The 14148-nt window shown below is 67.6% G+C and carries 13 protein-coding genes; 5 read left to right on the top strand and 8 right to left on the bottom strand.

Going from position 1 to position 14148, the window contains the following annotated elements; all coding sequences use genetic code 11:
* Positions 1-91 precede the first annotated feature (91 nt).
* The gene (locus ACUYM2_RS15030; RefSeq protein WP_481600770.1) at positions 92-553 is read left to right on the top strand and encodes an Lrp/AsnC family transcriptional regulator; all 462 of its coding nucleotides are present in this window, start codon (positions 92-94) and stop codon (positions 551-553) included.
* A gap of 107 nt (positions 554-660) precedes the next feature.
* On the opposite strand, the gene galU is transcribed toward ACUYM2_RS15030, so the two are convergent.
* From galU to paaA, 7 genes are read right to left on the bottom strand one after another with little or no spacing between them, the layout of a single operon-like run.
* The gene (galU, locus tag ACUYM2_RS15035; RefSeq protein ID WP_481600771.1) at positions 661-1551 is read right to left on the bottom strand and encodes a UTP--glucose-1-phosphate uridylyltransferase GalU; all 891 of its coding nucleotides are present in this window, start codon (positions 1549-1551) and stop codon (positions 661-663) included.
* A gap of 16 nt (positions 1552-1567) precedes the next feature.
* A complete protein-coding gene (locus tag ACUYM2_RS15040; protein ID WP_481600772.1) occupies positions 1568-2347 on the bottom strand; it encodes an enoyl-CoA hydratase/isomerase family protein in 780 nt (259 codons plus the stop codon).
* Between the two features lie 24 nt (positions 2348-2371).
* Positions 2372-3598: a 1,2-phenylacetyl-CoA epoxidase subunit PaaE gene (gene paaE / locus ACUYM2_RS15045; RefSeq protein WP_481600773.1), complete on the bottom strand. Its 1227-nt coding sequence runs from the start codon at positions 3596-3598 to the stop codon at positions 2372-2374.
* Positions 3599-3613: 15 nt separating this feature from the next.
* Positions 3614-4198, bottom strand: coding sequence for a 1,2-phenylacetyl-CoA epoxidase subunit PaaD (gene paaD / locus ACUYM2_RS15050; protein WP_481601505.1), 585 nt, complete (start codon positions 4196-4198; stop codon positions 3614-3616).
* 11 nt (positions 4199-4209) lie between these two features.
* Positions 4210-5139, bottom strand: coding sequence for a 1,2-phenylacetyl-CoA epoxidase subunit PaaC (gene paaC / locus ACUYM2_RS15055; protein ID WP_481600774.1), 930 nt, complete (start codon positions 5137-5139; stop codon positions 4210-4212).
* Positions 5136-5441 (bottom strand): 1,2-phenylacetyl-CoA epoxidase subunit PaaB, encoded by a 306-nt coding sequence (paaB, locus tag ACUYM2_RS15060; protein WP_136321706.1) that lies wholly within the window; start codon positions 5439-5441, stop codon positions 5136-5138. Before paaB ends, paaC begins: the two co-directional genes overlap by 4 nt.
* On the bottom strand, positions 5438-6481 hold the full coding sequence (gene paaA / locus ACUYM2_RS15065; protein ID WP_481600775.1) for a 1,2-phenylacetyl-CoA epoxidase subunit PaaA: 1044 nt from the start codon (positions 6479-6481) through the stop codon (positions 5438-5440). Before paaA ends, paaB begins: the two co-directional genes overlap by 4 nt.
* A gap of 312 nt (positions 6482-6793) precedes the next feature.
* Here paaA and ACUYM2_RS15070 point away from each other — a divergent pair, with 312 nt between their 5' ends.
* From ACUYM2_RS15070 to ACUYM2_RS15085, 4 genes are all read left to right on the top strand, one after another.
* Positions 6794-7843, top strand: coding sequence for an LCP family protein (locus ACUYM2_RS15070; RefSeq protein ID WP_481600776.1), 1050 nt, complete (start codon positions 6794-6796; stop codon positions 7841-7843).
* A 39-nt stretch (positions 7844-7882) separates the two neighbouring features.
* The gene (locus tag ACUYM2_RS15075; protein ID WP_481600777.1) at positions 7883-10084 is read left to right on the top strand and encodes a S9 family peptidase; all 2202 of its coding nucleotides are present in this window, start codon (positions 7883-7885) and stop codon (positions 10082-10084) included.
* A gap of 198 nt (positions 10085-10282) precedes the next feature.
* On the top strand, positions 10283-11038 hold the full coding sequence (locus ACUYM2_RS15080) for a peptidoglycan-binding protein (RefSeq protein ID WP_481600778.1): 756 nt from the start codon (positions 10283-10285) through the stop codon (positions 11036-11038).
* A 7-nt stretch (positions 11039-11045) separates the two neighbouring features.
* The gene (locus tag ACUYM2_RS15085; protein WP_481600779.1) at positions 11046-13442 is read left to right on the top strand and encodes a hypothetical protein; all 2397 of its coding nucleotides are present in this window, start codon (positions 11046-11048) and stop codon (positions 13440-13442) included.
* A gap of 97 nt (positions 13443-13539) precedes the next feature.
* Here the strand turns inward: ACUYM2_RS15085 and ACUYM2_RS15090 are convergent, their stop codons facing one another.
* Positions 13540-14115, bottom strand: a complete 576-nt coding sequence (locus tag ACUYM2_RS15090) for a GNAT family N-acetyltransferase (protein WP_481600780.1) — start codon at positions 14113-14115, stop codon at positions 13540-13542.
* Positions 14116-14148 lie beyond the last annotated feature (33 nt).

A 14148-nucleotide genomic window follows, 5' to 3' on the forward strand; every position in this document is an offset into this window, starting at 1 on the left:
ACCCGAAACTGTGGAGAACTACCGGAATTTACCCTACTCTGGAAGACGAAATGCAAGTGTGAGCTGGATTACCGGCGGGGGTTGTAGACGAATGGCAGCGACAGAGACGGACCAGGCGGTTCCGCTGGACGATGTGGACCGGAACATCATCGCGGAGTTGACCCGGGACGGCCGGATGTCCGTGACCCAGGTGGCCGAGAACGTCCACATTTCCCGGGCCCACGCGTATACCCGGATTGCCCGGCTGACCGGCGAAGGGGTCCTCACCAAGTTCACGGCGCTGGTGGATCCGATCAAGGCGGGCCTGAAGTCCTCCGCCTATGTCACCCTCAAAGTGCGCCAGCATTCCTGGCGGGAGCTTCGGGAGCTGCTCCGGGCGATTCCAGAGGTGCACCACATCGCGCTGGTGGGCGGCGACTTCGACGTGATCCTGCTGGTCCGCGCCGTAGACAACGTTGACCTGCGCCGGGTGATCTTCGACCAGTTGCAGTCCATGCCCGGGGTCCTGGACACACAGACCTTCCTGGTCTTCGAGGACCTCGATACCCGCTAACCCCTGGGCGCGAACGGACACTTCGGGCCCCGCGCCCGCGCTGGGCTGGGCCGCAAGTGTACGTTCGCGCTCAAGCGGCGGGCCGCAAGTGTACGTTCGCGCTTGGGTCAGTTGATGAAGCCCTTGAGCCAGGTCTTGAATTCTTCGCCGAACTCAACGCGCTCGGAGGCGATGGTAATCACTGCCTTGAGGTAGCTGAGCTTGTCACCGGTATCGTAGCGCCGGCCCCTAAAGACAACGCCGTACACGCCGGAACCCTCGCCCTCACCGGCGGCCAGCGTCTGTAACGCATCTGTCAGTTGTATCTCGCCGCCGCGGCCCGGCGGAGTGGTCTCCAGTACGTCGAAGACGGACGGCTGCAGCACATACCGGCCGATGACGGCCAGGTTGGACGGTGCCTCGCTGACAGTCGGCTTCTCCACAAGGCTGTTGACGCGGACGAAGCTCTCGCCCTCGATGGCCATGACGTCCGCGCATCCGTAAGCGCTGATTTGTGAAGGGTCCACCTCGATCAGAGCTATCACGGAACCGCCGGTCTTCTGCTGCACCTCCATCATGGTGGTCAGCAGATCCTCCGCTTCATCGATCAGGTCATCGCCCAGGAGGACGGCGAACGGATCGTTGCCCACGTGCTGCCTGGCGCACAAGACTGCGTGCCCCAGGCCCTTCGCCTCACCCTGTCGGACGTAGTGGATGGGTCCAAGGTCGGACGCCTCCTGGACTGCGGCCAGGCGCTCGGTGTCACCCTTGAGCTCCAGTGCCCGCTCAAGCCCTGGCTCACGGTCAAAGTGGTCCTCGAGGGCGCGCTTGCTGCGCCCTGTGATCATCAGGATGTCGTCCAGGCCTGCCTTGACGGCTTCCTCGACGACGTACTGGATGGCCGGACGGTCCACCACCGGAAGCATTTCCTTCGGCATTGCCTTCGTGGCGGGCAGGAATCGGGTGCCAAGTCCGGCGGCCGGGATCACTGCTTTTGTTACTGGTTTCCCCCAAGTCATGGGGGGAGTCTAACGGCTATCCCCGAAAAACGGGACTGCGCTTCTCCTGGAACGCCCGGAACCCCTCGGCGTAATCTTCGCTCTTGCAGAGGCGGGCCTGCTCGGCGTTCTCCTCCTCCATGGCCTCCCAGAGCCCAAGACGCTGGTCGCGGATGTGCGCCACCAGCTCCTTGCTGGCGTTGAACGCCCCGGTGGCGCCGGTGGCGACGTTGGCGACGATCCCGCGGGTGTTCTCCAGTAGCTCGTCCGCGGGCATCGCGCGGCTGAACAGCCCCTGGGCGACGGCCTCGGCGCCGCTCATGAGCTCGGCAGTGTAGATCAGGTCCAGGGTGCGGTGCATCCCCAGCCGTTCGGTGAAGTACCAGTGGCCGCCGGAGTCCAGGGTGGCCCCGAGCTTGGCGAAGGGGGAACCGAACTTGGCCGTGTCCGCGACGTAGACGACGTCGGTGGCCAGCAGCAGCCCGAGCCCCACGCCCAGGCAGGCCCCCTGCGCCGCGGCAAAGGTGGGCGCCGGGAAGGAGCTCATCTTTTTCAGGAGCGGCTGGACCAGCCCGCCCAGGTAGGCCTGGGCGTCGTCGCTGTCCGGGGTCACGCCGGAGATGTCCCTGCCCGCGCAGAAGGCGCGGCCTTTGCCCCGGAGCAGCAGCGCCCGGACCTCACCGCGCGAGGCGGCGCCGGCGGCGTCGTCGTACGCCTGCGCCAAATCCTGCAGGGCCTGTTCGTCCAGCGAGTTCAGCTTCTGCGGTGCGTCCAGGACAACCTCGGCGATGCCGTCGGCGATGGTCAGGGAAATCATGCGGCTCCTAGGATTCGGGAAGGGTTAAACGTCGAAGTCGACGGTGACTTCAGCGGTGGTGGGGTGGGACTGGCAGGTCAGGACGTAGCCCTTGTCCAGTTCGTCCTGCTCCAGCGCGTAGTTCTCGTCCATCGTGACGGACCCGGCGACCACCTTGGCGCGGCAGGTGCCGCAGACGCCGCCCGCGCAGGCGAAGGGGACATCCGGCCGGACCCGCAAGGCCGCGTTGAGGATCGATTCGCGGGCGTGCGTCGGGCTGGCGACTTCGCCCTGCAGGCCGTCGAGCTTGAAGGTGATCTTGTACGTTTCCTTGGATTCGTCCGCAACCACTGGCCGGCCGATGTTGCCTTCGGGGCGGTCCGGCTTGCCGGAGGTGAACAGTTCGAAGCGGACATGCTCCGGCTTCACGCCGCGGGCCGCGAGGGTGTCGCGGCACAGTTGGACGAGCTCAAACGGTCCGCAGAGGAACCATTCGTCGACGTCGTCAGCGTGGATCGCGGTGCCCAGCAGCGCCTGCAGCTTTTCGGCGTCGATCCGGCCGCTGAGCAGCGGGGCGATCCGCTGTTCGCGCGAGAGCACGTGGTGCAGGGCGAGCCGTGAGGGGTACTTGTCCTTCAGGTCGGCAAGTTCTTCGAGGAACATCACGTCCATCGCGGCCTTGTTGGCGTAGATAAGGTCGAAGCGGGTTTCCGGGTGGGCTGCGAGCAGCGTCCGGGCGATCGCGATGACGGGCGTGATGCCGGAGCCGGCGGCGATCGCGACGAAAGAACCGGGCTCCCCGGCCAGCTCTTCCGGATGGTTCATCGAGTTCATGACGTTCTGTTCCACGGGCTTGCCGTCGCGGCCGTGCTTGGACACGAACGCGCCCATCGGGCTCATCACGTCCAGGACGTCGCCGGCCTTGAGCTCGGCGTTGGCCCAAGTAGAGAAAAGACCGCCAAGGTCTTTTTTGATGGCGACGCGGATCTCGCTGCTGCCGTCCGCAAAGCTGCGCGGCTCCGCGCAGATCGAGTAGCTGCGGCGCACCTCGTGCGGCTCGCCCTTTTCGTCCGGCAGGGTGGTCCGCAGGGCGACGTACTGTCCCGGGAGGTAGTCGAACTGTCCGGCCAGCTCGGGCGGAACACCGAAGGTGACCTCGATCGCGTCGTCGGTGAGCCGGCGGACTTCGTCCACCGCCAAGGTGTGGAAGGACGCACGACGGCGGCCGGTCGCGGTGGCCGCTTCGGCGGCGGTCTGGCGGACAACAGTCATGGGGGCACCTGTTCCTTACAAAACTTTGAAGTAATCGAACGGTTCCTTGCAGTCCTGGCAGACGTAGAGCGCCTTGCAGGAGGTGGATCCGAAGCGGGTGAGTTCCTTGGTGTTCAGCGACGAGCACTGGGGGCATTTGACCGCCAGGGACAGCCGGACGGGCCCGGCGTGCCGCACTGCGTTGGAGTGGCCCGAGGGCGGGGCGATGCCATATTGCTCCAGCTTGGCCTTGCCGGCCTCGCTCATCCAGTCCGTGGTCCATGCCGGGGAGAGCACCAGTTCGACGTTGACGCTGGGGTAGCCCTCCCGGTGGAAGGCCGCCGTGAGGTCGTCGCGGATGGCGTCCATGGCGGGGCAGCCCGAGTAGGTCGGCGTAATGGTGACCTGCACGGCCGGGACCATCACGCCGTCGTCGGCGCTGGGTTCCTTGTCCACCCGGACACCGCGAAGGATCCCGAGGTCCTCAATGGTGAGGACCGGGATTTCCGGGTCACAGACCGTGGCGGCGACCGCCCACGCTTTCTGCTCCGCCGTCCGCTGTTCGGCGGATTTCTGCTCGCCGGGTGCCGTGGCATCGGCCGTAGGGTGGCTGACGTACATCTCCGGCATGGCTACCAGCTCGCTCCGGGGAATTCGCGCGCCAGGACCTGCATCTCGGCGAGGAGATAGCCCAGGTGCTCGGAGTGGAACCCGCGGCGCCCACCGCCCGGAGCGGGCTGGACCTGAGGAACGTCGAGCTCCGCCTCGGCGAGCACCTCGCCGGTGAGGCGGTCGAACTCGGCCCGCAGGCTGGAGGGCTGGACGGCCGCGCCGGACTCGCTGAGGCGGCCGGTTAATTCGTCGTCGCGGAACAGTTCGTCCACGTAGGGCCAGATGACCTTGAAGCCGTGAATCATCTTCGCGCGGGACTCGTCCGTGCCGAGCGCCAGGCGCAGCACCCACTGGGCGCTGTGGTCACGGTGGTAGTCCACTTCCTTGACGGCCTTCGCGGCGATACCGGCGAGGGTGGCGTCCGTGGAGTCGGCCAGTCGGCGGTAGAGCTCGAACTGGTAATAGCTCACGACAAACTGCCGGGCGATGGTGACCGCGAAGTCGCCGTTGGGCTGTTCGAACAGTTCCACCGAGCGGAATTCGTGCTCACGGCGGAAGTAGGCGAGATCGTCCTCGCTCCTGCCGTCCAGTCCCCCGGCGTAGCTCAGGAAGGACCGGGCGTGGCCCAGCTGGTCCAGCGCAATGTTGCCCAGGGCGATGTCTTCTTCGAGCTCGGGTGCACGGGAGATCCAGTGGCCCAGGCGCTGCGCCAGGACCAGGGCGTCGTCGCCCAGGCGCAGGGCCAGTTCTGCGACGTCCTCGCTCGGCTTGGCGGTGCCGCGGCTGACGGCCAGGGCGATGTCCTCGGGGCGGAGGGCGTTGCCCGGCGTGATGCGCGTGGCGCTGGCTGTTGCCTCGCCACTGCCGCTGGATGCCTGGACGCCGACGGAGATGTCCCCGTGGCCGCCGTCGTGAGTGCTGGTTTCGGTGGGTGCGTCGGGGGTGCTCACAGGTGCTTCACACCCTCGCTCTTGGTGTAGTAGGTCGCATGCCGGTAGTCCTTGCCCTGCGGCGACTCGAAGAATGCGCCCTTGGAATCCGGGTCGCTGGAGGCGATGGCGTCCGCGGGAACCACCCAGATGGACACGCCCTCATTGCGGCGGGTGTAAAGGTCGCGTGCGTTGCGAAGCGCCATTGCGGCGTCCGGGGCGTGCAGGGAGCCGGCGTGGACGTGGGAGAGGCCGCGGCTGGAGCGGACGAAGACTTCCCAGATAGGCCAGACGTTGCCTGCGTGGGGTTCGGGGGTTGTCATGCTGCAAATTCCTTCTCTGCGTGCTTTTTGGCCTGCTTCGCTGCGTAGGCAGCTGCTGCTTCGCGCACCCAGGCGCCGTTCTGGTGGGCTTCGCGGCGCCGTTCCAGGCGCTGGGCGTTGCACGGGCCACGGCCGGCCAGGACTTCGTGGAACTCATCCCAGTCCAGCGGGCCGTGCTCCCACTTGCGGGTTTCCTCGTTGTAGCGGATGTCCTTGTCCGGCAGGGTGAGCCCCAGGACCTTGACCTGCTCCATCATCATGCCGACGAAGCGGTTGCGGAGCTCGTCATTGCCGAAGCGCTTAATGTTCCAGGCCATGGACTGCTTGGAGTTGGGCGAATCGTCGTCCGGCGGGCCGAACATCATCAGGGCCGGTGCGTACCAGCGGTTCACGGCGTCCTGGGCCATCTGTTTCTGCTCGGGGGTGCCGTGCGAGAGTTCGAGCAGGATTTCAAAGCCCTGCCGCTGGTGGAAGGATTCTTCCTTGCAGACGCGGACCATGGCCCGGCCGTAGGGGCCGAAGGAGGCCCGGCAGAGCGGCACCTGGTTGGCGATCGCGGCGCCGTCGACCATCCAGCCGATCGCACCCATATCCGCCCAGGTCCGGGCCGGGTAGTTGAAGATGGAGGAATACTTCGCCTTGCCGTCCATCAGGTCCTGCATCATCTGATCGCGCGGCTGGCCAAGTGTCTCGGCGGCGGAGTAGAGGTAGAGGCCGTGACCGGCCTCGTCCTGGACCTTGGCCATCAGGATGGCCTTGCGCTTCAGGCTCGGGGCGCGGGAGATCCAGTTGGCCTCGGGCTGCATGCCGATGATCTCCGAGTGCGCATGCTGCGAGATCTGGCGCAGCAGGGTCTTGCGATAGGCCGGGGGCATCCAGTCACGGGGTTCGATCCGGGAGTCCTCCGCCATGACTTTGTCGAAGTAGGCCTGTCCCTCGGCATCACGGCGGGCCGCGTCCTCGGGGCTCATTTCGTGCCGCGTTTCGTGCCGCGCCGGCGATGGCTCGGCGGGCACTGACTGCAGGGTCTGCGATGCCATGGTTGCTCCTATGCATTTCCGATAAATAATTACCGACCGTTCGTTCAGGATATGCGGAAGGCGGGAAGGGAGTCAAGCACCCGTCGGCGGCGGCGCCGCGTCCGGGGTGCCGTCTGCCGCCTGCCGAAACATCCGCCGGGCGCCCGTGGCCGAACGCCTGCTTCAGGCCGGCCTTGACCAGGTCCAAGCGCCTTCGTGGTCCGTCCGCGCACCGCGGCGGCCGGGGGGGTGCGCCGCCCCCTTTCCACCGGCCGCCACAGTTGCGCCGCGTGGCCCTGCCCTGCCCCTGCCGGCCGGTGGTATCGTCCGCTCATGGCCTCGCCCGAACCAGCAGAACCGCCGGCAGGGCCGCACTCTGCGCCGGCCGGACGGCGGCGCCGTCGGTTCCTGTTCGCCGTCCTGGGCGTGCTGCTGGCCGCCGGCGTCGCCGCCGCCGCTTTCCTGCTGTCTCCGCCCCGGACGCCGGACGCCGGGCCGCCGCAATCCCCTGCACCGAGCGCGGCGGTGACGCCGAGCCCCACGCCGCCGCCGGAGCCGCCGCCCACCGCGCTGAACATCCTGCTGATCGGCAGCGACAGCCGGGTGAACCAGCGGGGCGCGGCTGCCGCAGGCAAGGTCTCCGACCAGCGGGCGGACACCCTCGTCTTCCTCCACCTCCCCGCGAACCGGCAACAGGTCTACGGCATCTCGCTGATGCGCGATCTGTGGGTCAGCATCCCCGGCCACGGCGAGGCGAAAATCAACGCGAGCCTCGAACTGGGCGGGATTCCGCTCGCAACACGAACCGTTGAATCCCTGCTCGGCCAGCGGATCGACCACACGGTCATGGTTGACTTCCAGACCTTCGCTGCCCTGACCGACGCGGTGGGCGGCGTCGATGTCAGCGTCAAGCTCCCGTTCACATCCACCATCGACCCCGGAGTAGCGTTTTCGGCCGGAGTGAATCGGCTCAACGGCGCGCGGGCACTGGATTTTGTCCGCGAACGCAAAGCGTTCGTCGACGGCGACTACCAGCGCGTCCGGAACCAGCAGACCTTTCTCAGAGCCGTGCTGGCCAAGGCCGTCAAGCAGGGCGCGGCCGACCGCGCCGCCGCCCGCAAGCTGGCCGCCACTGTCCTGCCCCGCATCACCGTGGCCCCGGGCCTGACCCTCGATACGCTGGCGCGCCTCACCTTCAGCTTCCGGAACACCCCTGCCGGCGGGGTGTTCTTCACCCTGCCGACGGCGGGAGACGGCACCAGCGACGACGGGCAGTCCATCGTGGTCCAGGACACCGCCAAAACCGCGGAGCTCGTGGCCGCGCTGCGGGCCAACAAACTCGGCAGTTACGTGGCCGCGCACAAACTGCAAAACGGCAACTGACCGCCCGGCCGCCGGGGAGATGTTCGGTAGATTGGGTCCATGACGCAGACTCCCGTGCAGCCTTCCCCGCAGCCCCCCGTTGCCAAGAAGGTGCCCGCCCGCCGCACCCACCATGGTGATGTTTTCGAAGACAACTACGAGTGGCTGCGGGACAAGGAATCCGCCGAGGTCGTTGAACTGTTGAAGGCCGAAAACGCCTACCAGGAAGCGGTGACAGCCCACCAGGAACCACTGCGCGAAGCCATCTTCCAGGAAATCAAGGGGCGCACCCAGGAGACCGACCTCTCGGTCCCCAACCGCAAGGACGGCTGGTGGTACTACACCCGCTCGGTCGAGGGCAAGGAGTACGGCATCCAGTGCCGCGTCCGCGCCCAGGACAGCGGCGACCGCGTGGCGGACTGGACTCCGCCCGCTGTCGAGGTCGGCGTCGCGATTCCGGGCGAGGAGGTGCTGCTGGACGGCAACGTGGAGGCGGAAGGCAAACCGTTCTTCGCCGTGGGCGGCTCCGCAGTGACGATCGATGGGAACCTCTACGCCTACGCCGTGGACAACGCCGGCGACGAGCGGTTCACGCTGCGCATCAAGGACCTCCGCACCGGCGAACTGCTGCCGGATGTGATCGAGAACGTCTTCTACGGTGTGTCCTTCTCCCCCGACGGGAGCCGGATCTTCTACACCGTGGTGGACGCATCCTGGCGGCCATACCAGGTGAAGGCCCACGTGCTGGGCACGCCCGTCGGCGACGACGAGCTGATTTACCAGGAGGACGACGTCGCGATGTGGCTCGGCTTCGAGCTCTCCGCGGACCGGCGCCACCTGGTGCTGGGCATCGGCTGCTCCGAGTTCAGCGAGACCCGGCTGCTGCGCTTCGACGCGCCCGAGGCCGGGCTGACGACCGTCATCCCCCGTGCCGAGCGGATCCTGTACGAGGCGGAGCCGTTCCTGCTGGAGGGCGGTGAGACCATTCTGCTGACCCACAACAAGGACGCCATCAACTCGATGGTCTCGCTCGTGGACCCGGCCGAACTCGCCAAGCCGGCGGCCGAGCAGCAGTGGCGGACCGTCGTCGAACACTCCGACCAGGTGCGCGTCAACGGCGCCGGCGTGACCTCCACCCACCTGGTGCTGTCCATCCGCAAGGACACGATCGAACGGGTGCAGGTCCTGCCGCTGGCTGGACTGGGGACCCCGGCGCAGGGCGCCCCCGTGGAACCGGCCTTCGACGAGGAGCTCTACACGGCGGGCGTTGCCGGCTCCGACTACGAAGCCCCGGTGATCCGGATGGGCTACACCTCCTACTTCACGCCGTCACGCGTTTACGACTTTGTGCTCCCGACGGCGGAGCTGCCCGCCGGCGAACTGCTGCTGCGCAAGGAGAGCCCGGTGCTGGGCGGATACTCGTCCGCGGACTATGTCGCCACCCGGGAATGGGCGGTCGCTTCCGACGGGACGCGCATCCCGCTCTCGGTGCTCCGGCACGTGTCCGTGGCGCAGGATTCGACGGCGGCCGGCCTGGTGTACGGCTACGGCTCCTACGAGCTGAGTATGGATCCGGGCTTCGGCATTCCCCGGCTCTCGCTGCTGGACCGCGGCATCGTGTTTGTGATTGCGCATATCCGCGGCGGCGGCGAACTGGGCCGGCACTGGTACGACGACGGCAAAAAGCTGCACAAGATGAACACCTTCACCGACTTCATTGCGGCCACCGACTGGCTCGCCGGCTCCGGCTGGGTGGACCCGGCCCGGATCGCGGCCATGGGCGGCTCTGCCGGCGGGCTGCTGATGGGCGCGGTGGCCAACCTGGCGCCGGAGAAGTACGCGGCGGTTGTCGCAGCCGTGCCGTTCGTGGACGCGCTGACCACCATCCTGGACCCGGAACTGCCGCTCTCCGCGCTGGAGTGGGAGGAATGGGGCAACCCGATCACGGATCCGGAGGTCTACAGGTACATGAAGTCGTACACCCCCTATGAGAACGTCCGGGCGGCGGCGTATCCCAAAATCGCCGCGGTGACGTCGTTTAATGACACACGCGTGCTGTACGTGGAGCCGGCCAAGTGGGTGCAGCGGCTGCGCGAGGTGAACACCGGCAGCGAGCCGATCGTGATGAAGATCGAAATGGAGGGCGGCCACGGCGGCGCCTCCGGCCGGTACGTGCAGTGGAAGGAGCGCGCCTGGGACTATGCCTTCGTCGCGGACTCCCTTGGCGCCACGGAACTGCTGCCGGGCGCCGGGCTGAAGTAGCCCCAGGTTTGATCGATTGCTCCGTAGGCGCCCTTTTGGACCCCCATAAGGGCGCCGACGGAGCAATCGCCGGGCTGCCCGGGGGGCGGAACATACCCAAATTTGATCATCATGCTTACTATTGACCTGCACTAGGCACGTCGGTGGAGACACTGCTCACTGGGGGCAGCAGCAACCGTGCCGGAACTGGAGTCAACCGTGAGTACTGAACCAGCAATGAACGCCCTGTCCGACGAGGAACTGATGTCCGAGGCTGCCACCGCGCTGCCCGACAAGGAAGTGGCCTCCGTCCTGGACCTGAATGCCGACCTGAACCTGGGCATCGAAGCCGCCGCGCCGATCGACCTGGCCGTCGCGGCCAACGCCAACGTCGCCGCACCCATCGACGCCGCCGCATCGGCGAACATCCTCTCCGCCGGTTCGGAGTCGCAGGCCCTCTCCGACCAGGGCGTCATCATCAACCAGGGCATCGTCGCCGACGCCAACGCGACCTCCGTCCAGGACAGCGGCATCGACCAGGCCTCCGGTTCCGACGCGCCCACGGCCACTACCGGCGATGCCGGGACCGCCGACGGCGCCACCACCCCGACCGACGCCGGCGGCACGCTCGACGGCGCTGTGGACGGGACGCTGGACGGCGCCACGGACGCTCTTCCTGACGGCACGGCGCCCGACCTTGGCGCGCTGCCGACCGACGCTGCCGGGGCCCTCAACGGCAACCTCCTCAACGTCGACGTCAACCTCGACGCCAACGCCGGCATCACTGCGCCGATCAACGGCGCCGTCGCCGCCAATGCCAACGTTGCGGCCCCGATCGACGCTGCGGTCGCTGCCAACATCGGCTCGATCGACAGCGATTCCTACGCCGTCTCGCAGCAGGACGCGATCATCAACCAGAACATCGAGGGCGAGGCTGCGGCCTCGGCCGATCAGCAGTCGAACATCCAGCAGTAGCCGCTCAGTGACTACCTTGCACGGCGGGCCGTCCGCGCAGGACGGCCCGCCGGCCCCTGCCGCCGCCAATACCCTGCCGCCCCCCGCCCTGGCCGAAGGCGTCCAACTGCTCGGCGAGACGAAGGGCTCCGGCTACAAGCAGGCACCGTCGCTGGTCCGCCGCGCCGACGGACAGACGCTGCAGTTGACCCGCCTGCTCTACCTGGTGCTGGAGGCTGTGGACGGACGCCGCAGTTTGGAGGAGATTGCACAGCACGCCGGCAGCGCGTACGGCAAGCAGGTCAGTTCCGGGAACGTCCAGACCCTGATCGAGTCCCAGCTGCTGCCCTTGGGCCTGCTGCGGCTGGCCGACGGCTCCCAGCCGGCGGTCAAGAAATCCAACCCGCTCCTGGGCATGCGGTTCCGGTACTCCGTCACGGACCCGGAACGCACCCGCAAGCTCACCGCACCGTTTGCAATGCTGTTCAATCCGCTGATTGTCGTGGCCGTGACCGCCGCCTTCCTCGCCACCTGCTGGTGGGTGCTGATGGTCAAGGGACTTGCCTCGGCCACGCACGAGGCCTTCGCGAACCCCGGGCTGGTGTTGTTGATTCTGCTGGTAACCGTGCTCTCGGCCGGCTTCCACGAATTCGGCCACGCTGCGGCGGCCCGGCGCGGCGGCGCCACGCCCGGTGCCATGGGCACCGGCCTGTACCTGATGTGGCCCGCGTTCTACACCGACGTCACCGACTCGTACCGGCTGGGCCGGGCCGGCCGCCTCCGCACGGATGTGGGCGGCCTGTACTTTAATGCCATCGTGGCTGTGGCCATCATGGGCGTCTGGTGGGCCACCGGCTTCGACGCGCTGCTGCTGGTGGTGGTCACGCAGATCCTGCAGATGGTCCGGCAGTTGATGCCCATGGTCCGCTTCGACGGCTACCACATCCTCGCCGGCGCCACCGGGGTCCCGGATCTGTTCCAGAGGATCAAACCGACCCTCCTGGCCCTGGTCCCCTGGCGTAGGACGGATCCCGAGGCCCAGCTGCTCAAGCCCTGGGCCCGCGCCGTCGTCACCGTCTGGGTGCTGGTCACGGTACCCCTGCTGGTGTTCAGCCTGGTCACCATGGTCATTGCCCTGCCGAGGATCCTGGGCACCGCCTGGGATAACGGCTGGAAGCAGCAGGCCATGCTCACCCACAGCGCAGCCAACGGCGACTTTGCCGACGCGGCCGTGCGTGTGCTGGCGATCATCTGCATCGGGCTGCCCATCCTGGGCATCTTCTACATCCTGCTGCGCACCGCGCGGCAACTAATCAGCAGCCTCTGGCAAAAGACGCAGGGCAAGGCGCTGCAGCGCGGCGCGGCGATGGCCGCCGTCGTAGCTGTCGCCGCGGGCCTCGCGTGGGCTTGGTGGCCCGGTGCCGAAAGCTACCGCCCTGTCCAGCCCTATGAACGGGGCACCCTGGGCGACATCACCACCGCTGTTTTCCCCTCGGCCTCGTCCGACCGGATGAAGGAAGGCCAGGCCGGACGGACCGTGGCGCTCTGGCCGCAGGGTGCCCGTAAACCGACCCGCGAGGACCCGCAGTTGAGCATGGTGCTCGTGCCGCGGGAGGGGTCAGCCCCGGCCGGCGGATCCGGCACCACGCCGACGGCCCCCTCCTGGGTATTCCCCTTCGACAAACCGGCCGCTCCTGCGGAAGGCGGCAACCAGTCGCTGGCGGTCAACACCACGGACGGCTCCGTGGTCTATGACGTCGCGTTCGCGCTGGTCTGGGCCGAGGACGGGGAGGACGTCCGCAACCGGAACGAGGCCTACGCCTTCGCCAGTTGCAAGGACTGCGCCGCCGTCTCGGTGGGGTTCCAGGTGGTGCTGATCGTGGGGCAGGCTGATGTGATCGTTCCGGAGAACCTCTCCGCGGCGGCCAACAACAACTGCCTCCGGTGCCTGACTTACGCCCTGGCCAGCCAGCTGGTCCTCACCCTGGACGGGCCGTTGAGCCCGGAGGGCGTGTCCCGGCTGAACGCGCTGTGGCAGCAAATTGCCGAGTACGGGCGGAACCTGCAGAATGTCCCGCTCGCGGAGATCCAGGGCACATTGAGTGGGTTCAAGGAACAGATCATGGAGATCGTCCGAACGGATCCCAGCGCCACGCCCGCCGGTGCTGCCACGCCGACGGCGCCGGCACCGGTTTCCCCGACGGCGCCGTCGCCGGCTTCCCCGGGGGCCACACCGTCGCCCACACAATCGCCGACGTCCGGCGTCACGGAACAGCCCGCACCGGCCGAAACGCTGGCGCCGGACCCCGGCCAGCCGACCGGCGGCGCCACCGAGTCCGCCCCGGATACCGGGGAGGACGCCGCACCGGAGACCACCGCGTCGTCGCCTGCGCCGGAAACCACCGCACCGACGGCCGGCCCTTAGCGGGGCTGCCGGGCCGCTCGACCCAGTCCCGACCACCGATTGCTCCGTAGGCGCCCTTTTGGACCCCCATAAGGGCACCTGCGGAGCAATCGCAGGGTTATCCGGCCTGCGCGCGACCCGGACACCGGGCCGCCCATTCGTCGGCGAGGATCGCGTATACGACCTCGGTGGCCCACTGGCCCTTGTAATGCCACTTGTCCACCTGGGTCGATTCCAGCCGCATGCCGAGGCGTTTGCACAGGGCGGCGGAAGCGGTATTGAGGGCGTCCAGCTTGGCGTCGATCCGGTGGAAGCCCAAGTCCTCGAAGCCCAGCCTCAGCATCTCGGCGGCCGCCTCCGCCGCATACCCTTTCCCGCGGGCCGCCGGGGCCAGGCTCCAGCCCACCTCGGCCTGGCCACAGCCGGGCAGCCACTTGAGCACCACCTCCCCCAGCAGTCCGGGTGAGTCCGCGGCCTCGATGGCCAGCGCCACCCAGTCGCCTTCCTTCTCGAATTCAAAGTTGGCGTATTTGCCCACGTATTCCATCGACTGGGTGTAGCTCTTGGCCTCCCGCGGCAGGAAGCGGGCAGTCTCGGGCAGCGAGTGGTAGGCGTGGAAGGCCGCCAGGTCCCCGGCCTCGAAGCGGCGCAATACCAACCGCTCGGTCCGCAGGGGCAGGTTCAGTTCGGTCATGCCCCCAGCCTATGACCCGTTTCCCCGTCGATT

This window comes from Arthrobacter sp. SD1074B (assembly GCF_056780195.1).